Source organism: Peribacillus frigoritolerans, from assembly GCF_001636405.1.
Lineage (GTDB): Bacteria > Bacillota > Bacilli > Bacillales > DSM-1321 > Peribacillus > Peribacillus frigoritolerans.
Map to the genome: position 1 here is coordinate 1,835,615 of NZ_KV440950.1, position 21,009 is coordinate 1,856,623.

The window sequence follows — 21,009 nt, forward strand, 5'->3', positions numbered from 1 at the left end:
CATGTTTGTGTCATATAAATGGTTACAAGATTATGTTGACCTTTCAGGCATCAATGCGACGGAGCTTGCTGACAAAATCACGAAAAGCGGCATTGAGGTTGAAGGGGTGGAAAAGAAAAGTGAAGGGCTAAAAGGGGTCGTCATCGGGCATGTCTTAGAACGTGAACAACATCCAAATGCGGATAAATTGAATAAATGCCAAGTTGATATCGGGGCCGAAAATCCCGTTCAGATCATCTGTGGAGCACCGAATGTCGATAAAGGCCAAAAAGTCGCAGTCGCTACTGTTGGCGCAGTCCTTCCAGGTAATTTCAAAATCAAGAAAGCGAAACTTCGCGGAGAAGAATCGCACGGAATGATTTGCTCGCTTCAAGAATTGGGCTTCGAATCCAAGCTTGTTTCCAAGGATTATGCTACAGGAATCTTCGTCTTCCCTAATGATGTGGAAGTAGGGAAAGATGCATTAGAGGAACTTGGTTTAAGTGATGAAGTGCTGGAACTTGGGCTGACTCCAAACCGCTCCGACGCGCTAAGCATGCTTGGTGTTGCATACGAAGTGGGAGCCATTCTAGGCCGGGAAGTGAAATGGCCGGTAGTCGAGAAAGAAGAGGCAGCTGAAAAAGCAACTGATTATATCAGTGTCAAAGTGGAAGCGAAAGAAGATAACCCGATATACATGGCTAAAATCATCAAGGATGTTAAGATCGGACCCTCACCGCTTTGGATGCAGACTAGGTTGATGTCTGCAGGTATCCGACCTCATAATAATGTGGTGGATATCACGAACTACATTTTACTTGAATACGGCCAACCGCTCCATGCCTTTGATTATGACCGCTTTGGTTCAAAGGAAATCGTCATCCGCAGAGCGAAGGATGCTGAAAAAATCGTAACATTGGATGAAGCGGAACGCACTTTGACACCTGACCATTTAGTGATCACGAATGGCAGTGAGCCAGTTGCGATTGCTGGTGTGATGGGCGGAGCGGATTCCGAAGTCAAAAATGATACGACGAACATCATTATTGAAAGTGCATATTTTGCAGGTACAGTAGTTCGCAAAGCTTCAAAGGACCATGGATTACGCAGTGAAGCCAGTGCCCGCTTTGAAAAAGGCGTCGACCCGGCACGTGTTCGTGAAGCAGGGGAACGTGCTGCACAATTGATTGCACAATATGCAGGGGGAACAGTCTTACAAGGAGCAGCAGAAGTTGACGAATTGTCAATGGAACCTGCGGTCATTAGCATCACGCTTGAAAAAATCAACACACTCCTTGGAACGAGCATGACCGTATCAGTTGTGGAGTCAATCTTCAAACGTCTGCAATTCGGCGTGGAACTTGACAATGAAACATTCACGATCACTGTCCCGACGCGCCGTGGTGATATTACGATTGAAGCCGATTTAGTCGAAGAGGCTGCACGTTTATATGGATATGATAACATACCCGTTACACTGCCGATCGGTTCTGCTAACCCAGGACAATTGACAGACTATCAAATTAAACGGCGGAAGGCACGCCGTACACTTGAAGGCGCAGGCCTTTATCAAGCAGTGACCTATTCACTGACAAGCCAGGAAAAAGCGTCCCAATTCGCATTGGAAGCAAGAGAATCCATTCGATTGGCAATGCCAATAAGTGAAGAAAGAAGCCAGCTACGTTTAAGCATCGTGCCTCAATTGCTGGAGGTCGTGAAATATAACAATGCCCGTCAAATTGATTCACTGGCACTGTATGAAATCGGTTCGGTATTCTTTAAGCGTGACGAACAAGAACTGCCTGAAGAAAAAGAACATGTTGCTGGAGCAATCACCGGCCTATGGGAGTCACATCTATGGCAGGGTGAAAAGAAACCAGTGGATTTCTTTGTAGCCAAAGGCGTGATCGAAGCATTATTCGACACACTTGGATTAGCTGATCAAATCAGTTACCGCCAAGCGGAAATCAACGACATGCATCCAGGACGGACAGCCGAAGTCCTATTGAATGGTGAAGTAATTGGCTTTATCGGTCAAGTGCACCCAACTGTCCAAAAAGACTTGGATATTAAAGAAACATACATTTTCGAACTTTCCTTAAAAGCATTGGCCGAAGCAGAAGTCGCGCCGATAGCGTACCAAACGATTCCGCGCTATCCATCAACCACACGCGATATCGCGCTCGTTGTGGAACAAGCCACGAAAGCCGGGGACATTCAGGATATTATTGAAGAAGCCGGCGGCAAACTGCTGAAAGAAGTAAGCATCTTCGACTTATACGAAGGTGAAAGAATGGAGGAAGGCAAGAAATCCATTGCCTACTCACTGAAATACTACGACCCGGAACGTACACTGACGGACGAGGACATTACAAAGGCACATGATAAAGTGCTTGAAGCCGTTAAAGAAAAAGCGGGCGCAGAGCTAAGAGGATAAAACCAAAAAGACAGCTCCCTGAATCATGGGGAGCTGTCTTTTTTCATTTTACGAGTAAAAGGTGCAAACTCACGAGTAAATGGCGTAAACTCACGAGTAAATGGAGCAAACTCACGAGTAAATGAAGCAAACTCACGAGTAAACCGCGCAAATTCACGAGTAAAAGGCGGCTGTTCAGGAAGATCAGCCGCTTTCTTCTATTTATGATATTTCTGTTGATAGAGTCGCTTCGCTTTTTCTGTGTTGGCAAAATGGGTTTTCGTGAATTCGTGTAATGAATCGATTCCCTTTTCGTGAATCAATCTTGCGGCCGCTTCATCTACTGCAAATCCGGCACCTTTAGGGATTTTGAATCCGGCTTTTTCACTCAGCAAGTCAAAGCGTTTGACGAATGCATATCGGGCCAGGATGGATGCGGCTGCCACTCCAAGGTGAATGCCTTCCGCTTTTGTGCATAGATAGGTGGCATTAGCTTGGAATAGTTCTTGACCTTTTAGGTAATTGAAAAATACCTCTGGTTGAGCAAATTGATCAATAAGGACGGCTTCCGCTTGTTCTGGCTGGATTTTTTGCATGAGGTTCTTGATTGCTTGGTTATGGAGGAGTGCCTTCATTTTTCCTTGTGACATTCCCTTTGCCTGAAGCACATTATATTTCGGGTTGTCGCATGTGAGCAGGCTGAAGGGCACTACATCCTTAATCTGTTTGGCAATGTCGATGATCTGTGGGTCTTTCAGGTTTTTGGAATCCTGGACACCAAGCTCCTTTAATAGAGCGAGTTGCTCCTTCTTGGCATATACGGCTACGACGGTCATCGGGCCGAAATAGTCTCCTGTTCCGACCTCGTCTGAACCAATCACTGACATGGTTCCGATATTTGCAGGCGGCGAATATCGATGGACGTTGACCGATGCAGAGGATGCCGTTTTTTTCTTTGGAGCCGCAGCAGTGGTACCTTTTTGCCATTTTACCGCTTCTATTTCGGCATTCTTACCTTGAAAAAGGACCTTCCCGGATTTATATGCCGTCACCGTGCATAGCGGCGGTTTGGCGGAAAAGATGCTCCCCGGCGGCTGCTTGGCGGCCAAGGATGAAGAATAATGGGACTTCATCGCCTTTATTTGTTCAGGACTGATAAGTAAAACAACATGGGACATAATGGGTTAGCTCCTAACTTCATTTTGTTTAATAGGTAATCTTCTTCCTAAATTCGATATCGTTTGACAAATTATTGAAATTTTAATGCAAGAAATGACGATGTACTCTCTTTCATGACGAAAAACTTCATGATATGATAGAATTAGGATTGTTTAGATTGGGGGCATCATTTTGTCAGACGATAAACGAAATAAAACAACAGTTGATATATACGGACAGCCATATACAATCGTCGGCACAGAAAGCGCAAGTCATATGCGCCTGGTCGCTTCGATGGTTGACGAAAAAATGAGAGAGATCAGGATGAAAAATCCACACTTGGATACAAGCAAGCTAGCGGTGCTAACGGCCGTGAATACCATCCATGAATATATTAAATTAAAAGATGAACTAGACCAGCTTCAACTGGAATTAAAGAGAGAGAAGGACTGAGTACATGCTTGATTTAGCAATTCTGGCCATTCTTTTAATCGGTTTATTAATCGGTTTAAAGCGTGGCTTCATTTTACAAACGGTTCATATGACTGGGTTCATTGTAGCCTTCATCGTCGCCTATGTATTTTACGGAGATCTTGCTCCCAATTTAAAATTATGGATTCCGTTCCCAACGATGGGTGATTCCTCGACCCTTAATATGTTTTTCAATACAGTCGGGCTTGATACGGCGTATTACAATGCAATTGCCTTTGCAATCATTTTCTTTGCTGCCAAGATTCTTTGGCAAATGATAGGATCCATGCTCAATTTCATTACCCATCTACCGATATTAAAGCAGCTGAATCGCTGGGGCGGAGGGATATTGGGTTTTCTCGAAGTCTATCTTATCATGTTTATTATATTATATATAGCTGCCATGCTGCCAATGGATTCCATCCAGAAACCATTAACTGGCTCATTTCTGGCAGAATCGATCGTGAAACATACGCCGTTCCTTTCCGAGCAAGTGAAGGAACTTTGGTTTCATGATGTAAAACAATCTTAATGTCAGTATAAGAGGGCCTGCCTCCCGTGTTCAAAGTCCTGGATTCCTATACTTTGAACACGGGGGAGGCCCCTTTTTATGTAGAGGCATGTAGCTTCTTTCTATTTGATTCGAGGGTTAAGAACCTGACTGCTTGTACTTTACCTCCAAGAAAGGTATCTTTAAGAAAGTGAACATGGGGCACCCTACTAATTTTTTCGGCGGTGAATTAAATGACAATTAATAAAAAAGATATCATTAAACTATTAGAAAAAATTGCAATATATATGGAACTAAAAGGAGAGAACCCGTTTAAGGTTTCAGCTTTCCGAAAGGCAGCGGGCGCCTTGGAAACGGATGACCGGAGCCTGACGGAGATCGAAGATTTTACCGCTTTGAATGGAATCGGGAAAGGAACGGCATCCGTCATCGAAGAGTATATAAATGAAGGGAAATCGACTGTACTTGAAGAGCTTCAGGAGCAGGTGCCAAAAGGATTGATTCCGCTTCTGCAGCTTCAAGGTTTGGGCGGTAAGAAAATTGCCAAGCTTCATAAAGAGCTGCATGTCAAAGATGTGAATGATCTTAAAATCGCCTGTGAGGAAGGCAGGGTCGCGGCGCTTGCCGGTTTCGGCAAAAAAACGGAAGAGAAGATCCTGTCTGCAATTGCCGAGGCGGGTTCAAGGCCCGATCGGCTGCCCCTAGCCTTCATGAGGCCGATAGCTGCTGATATTGAAACGGCCCTTGCTAACATGGATTACATCATCCGTTCTTCCAGGGCGGGCAGCATCCGGCGTATGAGGGAAACAATCAAGGACCTCGATTTCATCATTTCGACAGATCATCCCGAAGAGGTTAAGAATCAACTGCTTGCAATAAAAGGGATAAAACAGGTGATTGCGGCCGGTGATACAAAAGTATCGGTCGTGCTTGATTATGAATATGACATTTCTGTCGATTTCCGAATCGTTAAGGATAAGGAATTCATCACGACACTTCATCATTTTACAGGTTCGAAGGATCACAATGTGCGGATGCGCCAGCTTGCTAAAGATCGCGGAGAGAAAATCAGCGAATATGGGGTGGAAGTGACTGAAACCGGTGATGTATTGACGTTTGAAACGGAAGAACAATTTTATAATCATTTTGGCCTTCCTTTCATTCCCCCAGAAATACGTGAAGACGGAACGGAAGTGGAGCATTATGATGCTAATGAACCTCTCATATCTTTAGAGGCCATTAAAGGTGATCTGCATATGCATACCACATGGAGTGATGGTGCTCATACGATTGAAGAAATGATTGAAGCATGCCGTGCAAAAGGGTATCGATATATGGCCATCACCGATCATTCGCAATATCTGAAAGTGGCGAACGGCTTGACCGCTGAACGTTTACGTGAACAAAAACGGATCATCCATGAACTTAATGAAAAATACACTGACTTTACCGTTCTTTCCGGGATAGAGATGGATATACTTCCTGATGGGACACTTGATTATGACGATGAGTTGCTTGCAGAGATGGATTTGGTCATTGCATCGATTCACTCAAGTTTTTCACAGCCTCGGGAAACGATCATGGAGCGCTTAAAAACGGCTCTGAATAATCCGCATGTAGATATCATCGCCCATCCAACGGGAAGGATCATCGGCAGGCGCACCGGATATGATGTGGATATAGAAATGCTGATCGAACTGGCCCGTGAAACGAATACGGCCTTGGAATTGAATGCGAATCCGAACCGATTGGATTTGGCACCTCCGCATCTGCGCAAGGCTCAGGAAGCAGGCGTTCCAATCGTGATCAATACGGATGCCCACAGCATCGACATGCTTGAACATATGCCTGTGGGGGTCTCGTCAGCCAAAAAGGGCTGGATAAAAGAATCCACGGTTCTTAATGCGAGGGATACGGATGGCTTATTGGCGTTTTTAAAGAGAAATGATTAACTATTTGCCCATAAATAAGGAGGAGCTTTAACTCCATGCATAATAAAGCTTTAAAGACATTGGAATTTCATAAAATAAAAGAACAATTGATCTCACACGCATCCTCATCCATAGGAAAAGAAAAGGCGGAGCAATTGATGCCTTCCACGGATTTTGAAGAAGTGTCGAGATGGCAGGAAGAAACAGATGAGGCTGCCAAAATCGTAAGGTTGAAAGGTAACTTGCCATTGGGCGGAATTTTCGATATCCGTCCGCATGCAAAAAGGGCACAGATTGGCGGTATGCTCTCACCGATGGAATTGATGGAACTTGCGAGTACGATTCGTGCCGGCAGGATCTTAAGCCGCTTCTTCGAAGAACTGGCAGAGCAGGAGATTGATGTTCCGCTTTTAGCCGAATATATCGATTCCCTTCATCCATTGATTGATTTGCAGCAGGAAATTACGTATGCAGTAAGCGAACATGGCGAAGTGATGGATTCTGCCAGCGACAAGCTTCGTACCCTAAGAAACCAAATTCGGACGAACGAAAGTCGCGTAAGGGAAAAACTGGAAAGTATGATCCGTTCTTCCAATGCATCAACCATGTTATCCGATGCCATCATCACCATCCGGAATGATCGATTCGTCATCCCGGTAAAACAGGAATACCGCAGTGTGTATGGCGGGATCATTCATGATCAATCATCATCAGGGCAGACGTTGTTCATTGAACCGCAAGCAATCGTTCAGCTGAATAATGTCCTGCAGGAAACCCGAGTGAAGGAAACGCAGGAAATAGAACGGATATTGGTTGAACTATCGGAAAAAGTCGGTGCGTTCACCCCTGAATTGCTTCATAATGTCAAAGTGCTGGCACAAATCGATTTCCTTGTCGCCAAGGCAAAATATGCAAAAGCGATAAAAGGATCCAAACCGATTCTGAATAATGAGGGGCGCGTGAAATTATTTAAAGCGAAACACCCGCTCATTCCGAATGATGTCGTCGTGGCCAATGATATTTTTCTTGGTGATGAATTTACGACAATCGTCATCACCGGTCCGAATACAGGTGGTAAGACGGTTACCCTGAAAACGATTGGCCTCTGTACGTTAATGGCCCAGTCCGGTCTGCAGATCCCTGCGCTGGATGGTTCCGAAACGGCTGTGTTTTCCTCTGTTTATGCCGATATAGGCGATGAACAGTCAATTGAACAAAGCTTAAGTACATTTTCTTCGCATATGGTCAATATTGTCGATATCCTTAAGCATGTCGATTATGACAGTCTTGTTTTATTCGATGAGCTTGGAGCGGGAACTGACCCACAGGAAGGTGCAGCTTTGGCCATTTCCATTTTGGATGAAGTGTATAAGCGCGGAGCACGTGTGATTGCAACGACACATTATCCGGAATTAAAAGCGTATGGATATGATCGGGAAGGCGTCATAAATGCAAGCGTCGAATTTAATGTGGAAACCTTGAGTCCCACCTATAAACTTTTAATTGGTGTACCAGGGCGGAGTAATGCGTTTGAAATTTCCAAGCGCCTTGGTTTGGAAGAAAACGTGATCAGCAACGCCCGCGGCCATATCGGTGAGGATACGAATAAAGTTGAAAATATGATAGCGTCCCTTGAAGACAGCCGCAAGAAGGCTGAAGAAGAGGAATTGGAAGCCAAGAATCACCTGAAACAGGCGGAAATTCTTCATAAAGACCTTCAAAAGCAAATTGATGAGTACCATCAAGAACGGGATGCGATGGTTGAAAAGGCAGCAAAAGAGGCAGCGGCAATCGTTGAAAATGCACAAAGGGAAGCGGAAGCGATCATTGCCGACTTACGTAAACTGAGACTTGAAAAGCATGCCGATGTTAAAGAGCATGAACTGATCGATGCAAAAAAACGGCTTGAAGAAGCAGCGCCTAAAGTGAAAAAAACAACAAATAAAGCTGCGAGGCCGCTGGATAAAAGCTTAAAACCTGGAGATGAAGTAAAGGTCGTAAGCTTTGGTCAAAAAGGTCACTTGATTGAGAAGGTCTCAAATAATGAATGGCAGGTTCAGATCGGCATCATGAAAATGAAAGTGAAGGAGTCTGACCTGGAATTCATCAAGAGCACAAAAGTAAAAGAAACAAAGCCGCTTACCACGATCAAAGGCCGCGATTATCACGTTAGCGTCGAACTTGACCTTCGTGGAGAACGCTTTGAAAATGCCATATCAAGAGTGGAAAAATACGTTGATGATGCTCTTTTGGCCGGTTATTCGAGTGTCTCCATCATTCATGGTAAAGGGACGGGTGCTCTTCGGTCCGGGGTCCAGGAATACCTGAAAAATCACCGCTCTGTCAAAAGGATTCGCTTCGGCGAAGCCGGTGAAGGCGGAACAGGTGTTACGGTGGTGGAATTTAAATAAAGGAAAGCGGTCATTCCGGCAATTCAGCCAAGCCGGGTGGCTAGTTACCATTCGGGAGTTGGACCATGGAGAATATGTGGGAAAATGAATATGTATATATAGCTGCTCGTTACAGTGTCGTTATTCTGTGCATGATTGTTTTTTTAGCCATTTTTGAACTTGTCACAAAGTACAAGAACTGGGAGGAGATCAAACAGGGAAACCTTTCTGTCGCGTTGGCAACAGGTGGTAAAATTTTTGGGATCGCCTATGTATTCCAACAGTCCATTCTCCATCAGAATTCGCTTCTTACCATGATTGGCTGGGGCGTCTACGGTTTTGTCCTGCTGTTGATCGGTTATTTCATTTTTGAATTTATGACTCCTGGATTTAAAATAGATGAAGAAATACAAAAAGATAATCGGGCAGTTGGATTCCTATCGATGATCATATCAATCGCATTATCTTTTGTCATCGGCGCCGGAATTTCTTAATGCCCTTCATGAGAGGGAGTAAGCTGTGGAGAAACTTGCAAAAGTCTTAATTGTTTGTTGCGGAATCTTTTTTCTGTTTGGAATCATTTATATGACATTGTTCAACTGAAGCGGCCAGTGTGCCGCTTCTTTTATTTGGTTCTATTAAAAAAAATGGGGGGCCATGTATAATAATAATGGTCAAATAGACTTTTGAAGAGAAGGTGGAATATGGATCAGTCCAAATGGATACAGAAGATTGAAGAATTATCGCTGAATGCTTTACCCGCCATGCAAACGCAAATCTATGATGGATGGGTTATCCGATTTGCGGATGGATATACGAAAAGGGCGAATTCCATCACCCCCATCTATCCATCGAATGAAAATGTGAAAAAGAAAATTTCGAATTGTGAACAATTATATTTTGCAAGGAATGATAAGGCCGTGTACAAAGTGACTCCACAGGCAAACCCTATCAACTTGGATCGTGTGCTGGAAGAGTCTGGGTATGCCCTTGAAGGAACAACAAGTGTCCAGGTATTGAATTTGGCAGATACAGAGTCACCGAATGAAACCAATGTCATAAAGTATGATCATTTACATGATGAATGGTTTCACGATTTCTGCCTGCTAAGTAATATTGATGATCATGATCAAACCATCCTGAAAAAGATGTTAGGGAATATCATTCCAAAAACATGCTTTATGCTGTTGACTGATGAAGGTGGAACCGTTACAGCAAGTGGACTGGGTGTTTTGGAAGACGGATACATAGGCCTGTACAATATCATTACCCATGAAAACTTTCGAAACCAAGGCAATGGTGCAATTCTCGTTCGTAATCTATTGAATTGGGGTAAAGAAAATGGAGCAAAAAATGCTTATCTTCAGGTGATAGAAACGAACGCACCTGCTTTAAGCTTATACGGAAAATTAGGGTTTGAAGAAAAGTATAAGTATTGGTATAGAATTAAAACCAAGAAGTAGAACGCCTCTTTTCAGTGGACGACAAAAGGGATCGGAATGCTCTCCCCGATCTGTGATCATAAAGGAAATTTGCATATCCTTTATGTTTTTTTCTTGAGGGGTTGTAAAATTTGAGCGTTGATTTCCACTCCAGGCACTCGCTTTCCGCGGGCGGTCGGCCCTCGGCTTGCGCCTGCAGGGTCTCCCTTGGCCACGCTTTTCCCGCAGGAGTCTCGTACCTTCCGTTCCAATCAACTTTGTTTTATTTAGATAGAACCCTTTTGTTCAAAACTAGATAATAATTGTTTGCCGACAGTTTTTTTCTGGGTTTGTAAAATGGGAACGTTGATTTCCACTCCAGGCACTCGCTTTCCGCGGGCGGTCGGCCCTCGGCTTGTGCCTGCGGGGTCTCCCCTAGACACGCTTTTCCCGCAGGAGTCTCATGCCTTCCGTTCCAATCAACTTAGTTTTTATTTAGATAGACCCCTTTTGTCTACAAATTGCGTTTGTGAAATGGGAACGTTGATTTCCACTCCAGGCACTCGCTTTCCGCGGGCGGTCGGGAGCCTCCTCGGCACGCCTGCGGGGTCTCCCATGCCACGCTTTTCTGCAGGAGTCTCGTATCTTCCGTTCCAATCAACTTTGTGTTTTAAAAGAAAAAACTGCAGGCCAGGCTCATCTAAACCATGTTTAAGACTAGTTTATCCTTCATGTTTTTTTAACTATAATCCTCAATCGATTGAAGAAATGTGCGACACTCCTGCCGAAAAACTGGCTAGACGAGACACCGCAGACGCTTGCGTCGAGGAGGCTTGGCAGACTGTCGGCGGAAAGGGAGCGGATTTCTGAAATCAACTGGAACTTTTTTTAAAGAAATATTGTAGGGCAACTGACTCTTCTTCCAATAGTCTGGCGGTTCGATCAATTTTCCGGCAAAAGGATTTCCGAATTGCTCTCGCCCTGAACCAAAATTTTAAAAGTAAACTAGATTATTCTTCATAGTTTTTACAGTATTCCTTAAAGGATGGAAGAGATTTGCGACACTCCTGCCGAATAACTGGCTAGCCGAGGGCCCAACAGGCACTTGTGCCGAGGAGGCTCGGCAAGCAGTCGGCAAAAGGGAGCGGATTTCTGAAATCAGCTGGAACTTTTTTAAAAGAAAAAAATGAGGGTAAAAGGGTTGTCTATATTCTGAAAGGAGTATAGCCAACTCCTTTTTTTGTTTCCCTTTATATATGTCCCATTCCGACATTCCCTGTAGTTGGAATGGGACATATATACTATCCAGCTTTTCATCGTAAGGCCTTTATACTCTGAAATTCGGCAATTGTAAGAAAATCCCGATTGTATTATAATGATTAAGAGTATTGAGAATATTCAGAAGGAGGGGGCAAATGAGCAATAAGCCATGGCAAGCTATTTATCCGGAACAGATACCCGCTGTTTTGTCGTACGAAGATAAACCTCTTTATTCTTTTTTGAAGGAATCAGCCGAAGAATTCCCTGATAAAGTATCGATTCATTTCCAGGGAAAAGAATTAACTTTCCGGGAAGTACATGAATCTGCTTTAAAGTTTGCAGCCTATTTAAAAAGTATCGGACTTCAAAAAGGCGAACGCGTTGCCGTCATGCTTCCTAACTGCCCTCAGGGTGTCATAAGCTTTTTTGGGATATTGATGGCCGGAGGAGTCGTGGTTCAAACGAACCCAACCTATACTGAACGTGAATTAGAATATCAAATGAAAGATTCCGGAGCGAAAATGATTTTAGTGATGGATATTTTATTTCCCCGTGTTTCTGCAGTGGCATCAAGAACGGATATAGAACATATAATTGTAACCGCTATCAAGGAATATTTACCTTTCCCGAAAAATCTTATCTATCCTTTTATTCAAAAAAAGCAATACGGCATTGTCATCAATGTGGAGCATGAAGGGAATCATCATTTATTTTCCGAAATCATGAAACGAAAGATCACTGAAGAAGTCGACACTGTGCCGATCGATGTCAATAATGACCTTGCCCTTTTGCAATATACAGGTGGGACAACTGGCTTTCCCAAAGGGGTCATGCTTACTCATAAGAACTTGCTGGCAAATACGAAAATGTGCAATGCATGGCTTTATAAAAATAAGCGCGGTGAGGAAAGGATCCTTGCGATTCTGCCTTTCTTCCATGTGTACGGTATGACTACGGTCTTGGTTCTTTCCGTCATGGAAGGGAACACCATGATCATCATGCCGAAGTTTGATGTCGAAGCGACGCTTAAAACCATCCAAAAACAGAAACCGACCATGTTTCCAGGAGCGCCAACGATGTATATCGGCCTCTTGAACCATCCGGATATCGCTAAATATGATCTTTCTTCCATCAATGCCTGTATTAGCGGTTCTGCATCATTGCCCTTAGAGGTTCAAGAGCAGTTTGAGAAAATTACCGGCGGGAAGCTTGTTGAAGGCTATGGACTTTCAGAAACCTCACCTGTGACACATGCTAACTTCATTTGGGATCAGCCGCGTGTAAAAGGAAGCGTTGGACTGCCGTGGCCGGACACTGACTCGGCGATTCTGTCCCTGGAATCCAATGAAGAGCTTCCTCCGAATGAAATAGGCGAGATTGCCATAAAAGGACCACAGGTAATGAAAGGTTATTGGAACCGTCCGGATGAAACGGAAAAAACCTTTAAAAATGGCTGGCTGCTTACTGGCGATCTGGGTTATATGGATGAGCAGGGGTTCTTTTATGTCGTCGAGAGGAAAAAGGATACAATCATTGCAGGCGGTTTCAATATATATCCACGTGAGGTGGAAGAGGTGCTATACGAGCATGAGGCCATACAGGAAGTAGTTGTGGCAGGCATCCCTGACCCTTATCGAGGAGAGACCGTCAAGGCCTATGTCGTCCTGAAAAAAAATGCCAGGGTCACTGAAGAGGAATTGAATGAATTTGCCAGAAAGAACCTGGCTTCGTATAAGGTGCCGCGAAGCTATGAATTCAGGGATGAACTTCCTAAAACGACGATAGGGAAGATCCTGAGAAGAGTCCTTATCGAGGAAGAAAAGAAAAAATTATCCGAGGAAAGAAAAGAAGCTTAAACAAGCACCCCCTTTAAACGGAGCAGCGGAAGAGGGCTCCGTTTTGCAGAACAGCTGGACAAGCTATGGATGGTGGCTGTACAATGAACAGAAGTGAAATGTCAGGAGCCTTATATAAGGTTTTGCTTGACAGTAAAGGGTCGTCATTTTATGATAGAAATATGAATGATGGTTCATTCATTTTTCTGAAAGGGGACATCCAGTGAAAAGCAACAGACCAAAGTATAATCAAATTATTGATGCGGCCGTTATTGTCATTGCCCAAAACGGTTACTATCAAGCCCAAGTATCCAAAATCGCCAAACAGGCAGGCGTAGCGGATGGCACCATTTATCTTTATTTTAAAAATAAAGAAGATATCTTAATATCATTATTCCATGAAAAGATGGGCTATTTTGTGGAACAGATCGAAGAAGAGATAAAAGGAAAGACCACTGCTTCGGAAAAACTGCATGTGCTCATCCAAAAACATTTTCAAAACCTTTCAGAAGACGTGAATTTAGCAATTGTCACTCAGTTGGAATTAAGACAGTCGAATAAAGAATTGCGCCTTAGGATCAATGATGTGTTAAGAGGGTATTTAAATTTAATCGATCAGATCATTATAGAAGGAAAAGAGAACGGCGAATTCCTGCCTGATTTAAATAATTTACTTGCCAGGCAGATGATTTTTGGAACGATTGATGAAACTGTGACGACTTGGGTCATGAATGAGCAAAAGTATTCGCTTCCTGACCTTGCACCAGACGTTCACCGCCTGCTGATTGGCGGCTGTGGCCTGAAAAGTTAACGATTTAAATAGAGGGTGGCTAGCCATCCTCGAAAGAATCGGTTAATTCAACTTCCAGCTTTAACTGGAAGTGATACATAGAGAATTATCAAAAAAGTTTGACTATCATGCCTGGAGGGATTGATATGGAATATCTTAAGCTTTCTGTCGAAAATCATGTGGCTTTTATAACGATTGATCATGCACCAGCAAATGCACTTTCTTCGGCTATCATCGGAGAGCTTTCACAGGCATTCGATCAAATTGGGAAAGACGAAGCCGTACGGGTTGTCCTACTTCATGGTGAAGGAAGATTCTTCTCTGCAGGAGCGGACATTAAAGAGTTTACGGAAGTGAAAAACGGGAAAGCTTTCGAGAAGCTGACCAAGAATGGTCAATCTGTATTTGAGAAAATCGAATCTTTTCCAAAACCGGTCATTGCAGCCATCCATGGAGCGGCGCTTGGCGGAGGATTGGAGCTGGCTATGGCCTGCCACATCCGCTTAGTCACCGAAAGGGCTAAACTTGGTTTGCCTGAGCTGCAGTTGGGCTTAATCCCCGGATTTGCTGGGACCCAACGTCTTCCTCGTTACGTAGGCATGGCAAAGGCAGCTGAAATGCTGTTTACAAGTGAACCGATTTCAGGCACAGAAGCTGTGCAATGCGGATTGGCGAATCATGCCTTCACGGATGAAGAACTGATTCCAAAAGCTAAGGATCTAGCCAATAAAATTGCCAAGAAGAGCCCACTGGCATTAAAGTCGGCCATTGAGTTATTAAATTATTCCAAGCATGATTCCTACCATAAAGGTGTGGAAAGGGAAGCTGCCCTCTTTGGCCAGGCTTTCGATACTGCCGATGCACAAGAAGGAATCGCCGCTTTCATTGAAAAAAGGGAAGCTGTATTCAAAGGGAAATGATGTTTCGGTTTAAATAACTATTTTTATATATCATGCAGGATTTTGGTGAAATCTGTAGAACATTACTATATATCAATAAAATTCATAATCTTCAAAACTCAAATTATTCGGGAGGTATTATCGTGAACATTTATGTACTGCTGAAAAGAACATTTGATACAGAAGAAAAAATTACACTATCCAACGGGAAAATCAATGAGGATGGGGCAGAATTCATCATTAATCCATACGATGAGTATGCAGTTGAAGAAGCAATCCAGGTGCGTGATGCACAAGGCGGCGAAGTAACGGTTATTTCTGTCGGAACAGAAGAGGCAGAAAAGCAATTACGCACAGCGCTGGCAATGGGTGCTGACAAAGCTGTATTGATAAATATAGAAGACGACATAGAAAATGGCGACCAATTCACGACTGCCAAAATTATTGGCGAATACTTAAAAGATAAAAATGCGGATCTAATCATTGCAGGGAACGTTGCAATCGATGGCGGCTCTGGTCAAGTGGGACCACGCGTTGCCGAAATTTTGGGAATTCCTTATATTACAACCATTACTAAATTGGACATAGAAAATGGAAATGTAAGCGTTATCCGTGATGTCGAAGGGGACTCTGAAACGATCGAAGCCTCTCTTCCATTATTGGTGACAGCGCAACAAGGGCTAAATGAGCCACGTTATCCTTCATTGCCAGGAATCATGAAGGCAAAGAAAAAACCGCTTGAAGAATTGGAATTGGATGACCTGGATTTGGAAGAGGACGATGTTGAGGCCAAAACAAAAACGATTGAAATTTACCTTCCTGCTAAAAAAGAAGCTGGAAAAGTTTTGGACGGGGAAATCAGTGCTCAAGTTACCGAGCTTGTTCAGTTATTACGCAGTGAAGCAAAAGTGATTTAATCGAAACGGTACATCTCAAAACAACAACACACGACAAAAAGAAAAATAGAGCACAGGAGGTTTTTATAAATGGCTAGAAAGTTTCTTGTATTGGGCGAAGTTCGTGATGGTTCACTAAGAAATGTATCATTTGAAGCTATCGGTGCGGCTAAGCTTGCAGCGGATGGCGGGGAAATCGTTGGTGTTTTAGTTGGTGACAGTGTTCAGAATTTCGGTGATGAATTGATCCAGTATGGTGCAGACCGGGTTATTGCAGTCGAAAATGATCAATTGAAACAATATACTTCAGATGGATATGCGCAAAGCTTGCTTGCCGTCATCGAGCAGGAAAAGCCGGAAGGAATTTTCTTTGGACATACAGCCTTAGGAAAAGACCTTGCACCTAAATTGGCTGGAAAACTTGAATCAGGATTGATTTCCGACGTTACATCCATTGAAGAAGAAGGCGGAAATATCGTTTTCACCCGCCCGATATATTCTGGTAAAGCATTTGAAAAGAAAATTGTTACAGCTGGCGTGATTTTCGCGACAATCCGTCCGAACAATATCGAACCATTAGCGAAAGATGAGTCCCGCTCCGGTGATGTTTCTACATTAAGTGTGGATATTAAGGACTTACGGACAATCATTAAGGATGTTGTTAGAAAAGCCAGTGAAGGGGTCGACCTTTCAGAAGCGAAAGTAATCATCGCGGGCGGCCGTGGCGTGAAAAGTGAAGATGGTTTTGAACCATTAAAGGAACTGGCACAGGTTCTTGGAGGAGCGGTAGGAGCTTCCCGGGGAGCATGTGATGCAGACTATTGCGATTACTCATTACAAATCGGGCAAACGGGTAAAGTCGTAACACCTGACCTTTATATCGCCTGCGGAATTTCCGGTGCGATCCAGCATTTAGCGGGAATGTCCAACTCCAAGGTTATCGTTGCCATCAATAAAGACCCGGAAGCTAACATATTCAATGTAGCTGATTATGGAATTGTCGGAGATCTTTTCGAAGTCGTTCCATTACTTACGGAAGAATTCAAAAAACTTAAAGTTAACGCGTAATAGAAATAATACAGATGAGGGGCAAGACATTCGGCATAAGCCGATACATGTCTTGTCCCTTTGTTTGCGCTAATGGGGAGGTTTTTTTGCCTGCATAGTTACTTTTTTTTTGGACATCCTACCACTGAAGCAAAATATTAGCATCGTTTTGAGCAACAGTGGTATACTGTTTTTAGTTATTTGAGTAAATTTGAGGAGGAAATATATATGGCTATTGTAAATGCAACTGACCAAACTTTCACAACAGATACTAGCGAAGGTGTCGTTCTTGTAGACTTTTGGGCTCCATGGTGTGGACCTTGTAAAATGATCGCTCCTGTTCTTCAAGAGCTTGATACTGAAATTGGCGATACAGCAAAAATCGTAAAAGTGGATGTAGATGAAAACCAAGAAACAGCTGGAAAATTCGGTGTGATGAGCATCCCGACATTAATCGTCCTTAAAGACGGTGAAGTGGTCGATAAGGTTGTTGGTTTCCAACCTAAAGAAGCACTTGCTGAACTTATTGCAAAACACGCGTAATAGTAAGATAGCTAAAAAAAGCTTCAAGTCTGCGGACTTGAAGCTTTTTTAGCTATCTTGATATATAATGATTGTAAAAAAGGGAGAACAGGAGGCTGAATGCATGAATCAACAAATAAAGAATAAACTTGCCCTTCTTCCCGATCAACCTGGTTGTTATTTAATGAAAGATCGTCAGGGAACGATCATATATGTAGGCAAAGCGAAGGTGTTGAAAAATCGTGTCCGTTCTTATTTTACGGGATCTCACGATGGTAAAACATTTCGACTCGTGAACGAGATTGAGGATTTCGAATACATTGTCACCTCTTCCAATATCGAGGCTCTTATTTTAGAGTTGAACTTAATCAAAAAACATGACCCAAAATATAATGTCATGCTAAAGGATGATAAGACGTATCCTTTCATCAAGCTGACTGCGGAACGCCACCCGCGTCTAATCATTACGCGAAAAGTCAAAAAAGACAAAGGGAAATATTTCGGTCCTTATCCGAATGCATTTGCAGCTAACGAAACGAAAAAATTGCTCGACCGCATCTATCCCCTAAGAAAATGCAATACGTTACCGGATCGCGTTTGTCTCTACTATCACCTTGGTCAGTGCCTGGCCCCATGTGTATATGATGTAGAGGAACAGGAATATAAAAAAATGGTCGATGATATCAACCGGTTCTTGAACGGCGGGCATACTGAAATAAAAAAAGAACTGACTGAAAAAATGCTGGAGGCATCGGAAGAACTCGATTTCGAGAGGGCCAAGGAGTTTCGTGACAAGATTGCCCATATCGATATTACGATGGAGAAGCAGAAAATGATGACGACCGATTTCATCGACAGGGATGTATTTGGCTTTGCCTATGATAAAGGCTGGATGTGCGTTCAGGTATTTTTTGTCCGGCAGGGTAAATTGATAGAAAGGGATGTTTCGCTTTTTCCGGTCTACGATGAACCCGAACAGGAACTTCTTACATTCCTCGGTCAGTTTTACGAGATTACGAACCACTTTAAACCAAAGGAAATCTTGCTGCCTGAATCTGTGGATGCCGAAATGGCGGAAGGGCTGCTTGGTGTCAAAACGATTCACCCGAAACGGGGAGCGAAAAAAGACATGCTTAAATTGGCGAATAAAAATGCCTCCATCGCCCTTCAGGAAAAATTCTCTTTGATTGAGAGGGATGAAGAAAGAACGATCAATGCGGTGGAAAACCTTGGGAAACAATTGGGTATTTACACCCCGCATCGAATTGAAGCTTTCGATAACTCCAATATTCAGGGAAGTGACCCCGTTTCCGCTTTAGTCGTGTTCATTGATGGGAAGCCGGAAAAAAGAGAGTACCGAAAATATAAGATCAAGACGGTCCAGGGACCTGATGATTATGAATCGATGCGTGAAGTGGTCAGAAGAAGGTATTCACGAGTATTGAAAGAAGGGCTGCCGCTTCCGGACTTGATCATCATTGATGGCGGAAAGGGACATGTCGAAGCGGTGCGGGATATTCTGGAAAATGAATTAGGCTTGGATATTCCACTTTCAGGCCTCATTAAGGATGAAAAGCATAGGACCTCGCAATTGATGATCGGAAATCCGCTTGAACTTGTACCTCTTGATTCAAGGAGCCAGGAATTTTACCTATTGCAAAGAATTCAGGATGAAGTGCATCGGTTCGCGATTACGTTTCATCGCCAGCTACGCGGGAAAAATGCGGTTCACTCCCAGCTTGATGATATTCCAGGAGTCGGGGAAAAGCGAAGGAAGCAATTATTAAGGCATTTTGGATCATTGAAGAAAATCAAAGAGGCGACGGCCGAGGAAATCATGGAAGCTGGCATGCCAAAAGGGGTAGCCGAGGGAATCGTTAGAAAATTACAAGAATAATCTTGCTACCGATAAATCTCTATGCTATGATTAAAAGGAATTTTTAACTAGACAACTTAAAAGTGCTGATAGAGGTGCGGAATTCAAGAGTAAAAACCTGGAGAAGTATGAGCTTCCATGAAAGGTTTTGAAAGGGGACGCCGCCGAAGGAAGTCAAGACTCATACCTTGTCCTCCTGGTCCGACATTTAAGAAATGGCGGATTGTCAGGGTTTATACCCTGGAGAGCTATCTCACTGTGATTACAGTATTAAGATATGTGACCACAGCAATGAGATATTTCTCATTGCTTTTTTTATTGCCTAAAAAGTAGAGAGGGTGCATGAGGATGGCATTAATCGTTCAAAAATTCGGCGGAACATCCGTCGGTAGCGTAGAAAAAATCAAAAATGTTGCCAATCGGGTAATCGAGGAAGCGGAGAAAGGAAATGAGGTTGTCGTCGTTGTTTCAGCTATGGGGAAAACAACGGACCAATTGGTTTCCATGGCGCGTGATATTTCCGGATCCCCGAGCAAGAGGGAAATGGATATGCTATTGACGACTGGGGAACAGGTAACGATTTCCCTGTTAACGATGGCATTGATTGAAGAAGGACATGAAGCCATTTCGTATACCGGCTGGCAGGCTGGCATGCAAACGGAATCCGTTCATGGGAATGCCCGGATTTTAAACATCGATGCCACGAGGATCCAAGCCCAGCTTGAGGAGAAGAAAATAGTGGTCGTAGCCGGTTTCCAGGGTAACGATGCAAATGGGGAAATCACTACCTTAGGGCGAGGCGGTTCCGATACGACGGCAGTTGCCATCGCAGCAGCGCTTAATGCGGATAGATGCGATATTTATACAGATGTAACGGGTGTATTCACAACGGACCCACGCTACATAAAAGGCGCGCGAAAACTCCAATCCATTTCTTACGATGAAATGCTGGAACTTGCCAACCTGGGGGCGGGCGTCCTTCACCCAAGGGCTGTCGAATATGCAAAAAATTATCAAATTCCGCTTGAAGTCCGTTCAAGCATGGAGAGAGAATCAGGTACGATCATAGAGGAGGAAGCAACTATGGAAGAAAACTTAATTGTACGCGGCATTGCTTTTGAAGACAGTATTACGAGGGTCACAATATATGGTTTGCCCCAATCACTTGGTGCATTATCCACGATCTTCACGACGCTTGCGAAAAACCGGATCAATGTGGACATCATCATTCAAAGCATGACTGCCGAGGATACGACGAATCTATCTTTTTCCACAAAAAGTGAAGATACGGAAGCGGCCTTGATCGTGCTGGAAAATAATAAAGATCAATTGGGATTCGACCGGGTCGAAACGGAGAGCGGATTGGCCAAAGTGTCCATCGTCGGTTCTGGTATGGTATCCAATCCGGGAGTGGCTGCCGAAATGTTTGAAGTGATGGCCAATACAGGCATCCAGGTGAAAATGGTAAGCACATCGGAAATTAAAGTTTCGACCGTCGTCAATGAAAAGGAAATGGTGAAGGCGGTTGAATCCCTTCATGAAGCATTTAAACTTGGTCAGCATGCAAATGTGCTAGCTTAAGTGTCAGGAGTCCAATAAAAAACAGA

General features: G+C 43.6%; 16 protein-coding genes and 1 riboswitch. Of the genes, 15 read left to right on the plus strand and 1 reads right to left on the minus strand.

Going from position 1 to position 21,009, the window contains the following annotated elements; translation table 11 throughout:
* Window position 1 precedes the first annotated feature (1 nt).
* On the plus strand, window positions 2-2,416 hold the full coding sequence (gene pheT / locus A6755_RS09015) for a phenylalanine--tRNA ligase subunit beta (RefSeq protein WP_063590476.1): 2,415 nt from the start codon (window positions 2-4) through the stop codon (window positions 2,414-2,416).
* A 197-nt stretch (window positions 2,417-2,613) separates the two neighbouring features.
* Here the strand turns inward: pheT and rnhC are convergent, their stop codons facing one another.
* Window positions 2,614-3,573: a ribonuclease HIII gene (gene rnhC / locus A6755_RS09020; protein ID WP_063590477.1), complete on the minus strand. Its 960-nt coding sequence runs from the start codon at window positions 3,571-3,573 to the stop codon at window positions 2,614-2,616.
* 172 nt (window positions 3,574-3,745) lie between these two features.
* On the opposite strand from rnhC, the gene zapA reads away from it, so the two are divergent.
* From zapA to A6755_RS09090, 14 genes are all read left to right on the plus strand, one after another.
* A complete protein-coding gene (zapA, locus tag A6755_RS09025; protein ID WP_034309021.1) occupies window positions 3,746-4,006 on the plus strand; it encodes a cell division protein ZapA in 261 nt (86 codons plus the stop codon).
* Window positions 4,007-4,010: 4 nt separating this feature from the next.
* Window positions 4,011-4,556, plus strand: a complete 546-nt coding sequence (locus A6755_RS09030) for a CvpA family protein (RefSeq protein ID WP_034309018.1) — start codon at window positions 4,011-4,013, stop codon at window positions 4,554-4,556.
* Window positions 4,557-4,768: 212 nt separating this feature from the next.
* Window positions 4,769-6,487 carry a DNA polymerase/3'-5' exonuclease PolX gene (gene polX, locus A6755_RS09035; protein ID WP_063590478.1) on the plus strand — a complete coding sequence of 573 codons (1,719 nt, stop codon included), beginning with the start codon at window positions 4,769-4,771 and terminating at the stop codon, window positions 6,485-6,487.
* Window positions 6,488-6,522: 35 nt separating this feature from the next.
* Window positions 6,523-8,877 carry an endonuclease MutS2 gene (locus tag A6755_RS09040; RefSeq protein ID WP_063575529.1) on the plus strand — a complete coding sequence of 785 codons (2,355 nt, stop codon included), beginning with the start codon at window positions 6,523-6,525 and terminating at the stop codon, window positions 8,875-8,877.
* A gap of 65 nt (window positions 8,878-8,942) precedes the next feature.
* Window positions 8,943-9,350: a DUF350 domain-containing protein gene (locus A6755_RS09045; protein ID WP_034309012.1), complete on the plus strand. Its 408-nt coding sequence runs from the start codon at window positions 8,943-8,945 to the stop codon at window positions 9,348-9,350.
* 210 nt (window positions 9,351-9,560) lie between these two features.
* On the plus strand, window positions 9,561-10,319 hold the full coding sequence (locus A6755_RS09050) for a GNAT family N-acetyltransferase (RefSeq protein ID WP_063590479.1): 759 nt from the start codon (window positions 9,561-9,563) through the stop codon (window positions 10,317-10,319).
* Window positions 10,320-11,692: 1,373 nt separating this feature from the next.
* Window positions 11,693-13,393 (plus strand): long-chain-fatty-acid--CoA ligase, encoded by a 1,701-nt coding sequence (locus A6755_RS09055; protein ID WP_063590480.1) that lies wholly within the window; start codon window positions 11,693-11,695, stop codon window positions 13,391-13,393.
* A 202-nt stretch (window positions 13,394-13,595) separates the two neighbouring features.
* Window positions 13,596-14,183: a fatty acid metabolism transcriptional regulator FadR gene (gene fadR, locus A6755_RS09060; RefSeq protein WP_053535880.1), complete on the plus strand. Its 588-nt coding sequence runs from the start codon at window positions 13,596-13,598 to the stop codon at window positions 14,181-14,183.
* 125 nt (window positions 14,184-14,308) lie between these two features.
* Entirely contained in the window at window positions 14,309-15,082 is a 774-nt protein-coding gene (locus tag A6755_RS09065; protein ID WP_034309002.1) for an enoyl-CoA hydratase, read from the plus strand.
* A 122-nt stretch (window positions 15,083-15,204) separates the two neighbouring features.
* Complete coding sequence (locus A6755_RS09070; RefSeq protein ID WP_057276670.1) at window positions 15,205-15,978, plus strand: electron transfer flavoprotein subunit beta/FixA family protein; 774 nt, start codon at window positions 15,205-15,207, stop codon at window positions 15,976-15,978.
* A 69-nt stretch (window positions 15,979-16,047) separates the two neighbouring features.
* Window positions 16,048-17,025, plus strand: a complete 978-nt coding sequence (locus tag A6755_RS09075) for an electron transfer flavoprotein subunit alpha/FixB family protein (protein ID WP_034308997.1) — start codon at window positions 16,048-16,050, stop codon at window positions 17,023-17,025.
* A gap of 201 nt (window positions 17,026-17,226) precedes the next feature.
* The gene (trxA, locus tag A6755_RS09080) at window positions 17,227-17,547 is read left to right on the plus strand and encodes a thioredoxin (RefSeq protein ID WP_328113193.1); all 321 of its coding nucleotides are present in this window, start codon (window positions 17,227-17,229) and stop codon (window positions 17,545-17,547) included.
* Window positions 17,548-17,650: 103 nt separating this feature from the next.
* Window positions 17,651-19,423, plus strand: a complete 1,773-nt coding sequence (uvrC, locus tag A6755_RS09085; RefSeq protein WP_053535876.1) for an excinuclease ABC subunit UvrC — start codon at window positions 17,651-17,653, stop codon at window positions 19,421-19,423.
* A gap of 61 nt (window positions 19,424-19,484) precedes the next feature.
* Window positions 19,485-19,661, plus strand: a riboswitch (Lysine riboswitch).
* 89 nt (window positions 19,662-19,750) lie between these two features.
* Window positions 19,751-20,983: an aspartate kinase gene (locus A6755_RS09090; RefSeq protein WP_063590481.1), complete on the plus strand. Its 1,233-nt coding sequence runs from the start codon at window positions 19,751-19,753 to the stop codon at window positions 20,981-20,983.
* The last annotated feature ends 26 nt before the right edge of the window (window positions 20,984-21,009 follow it).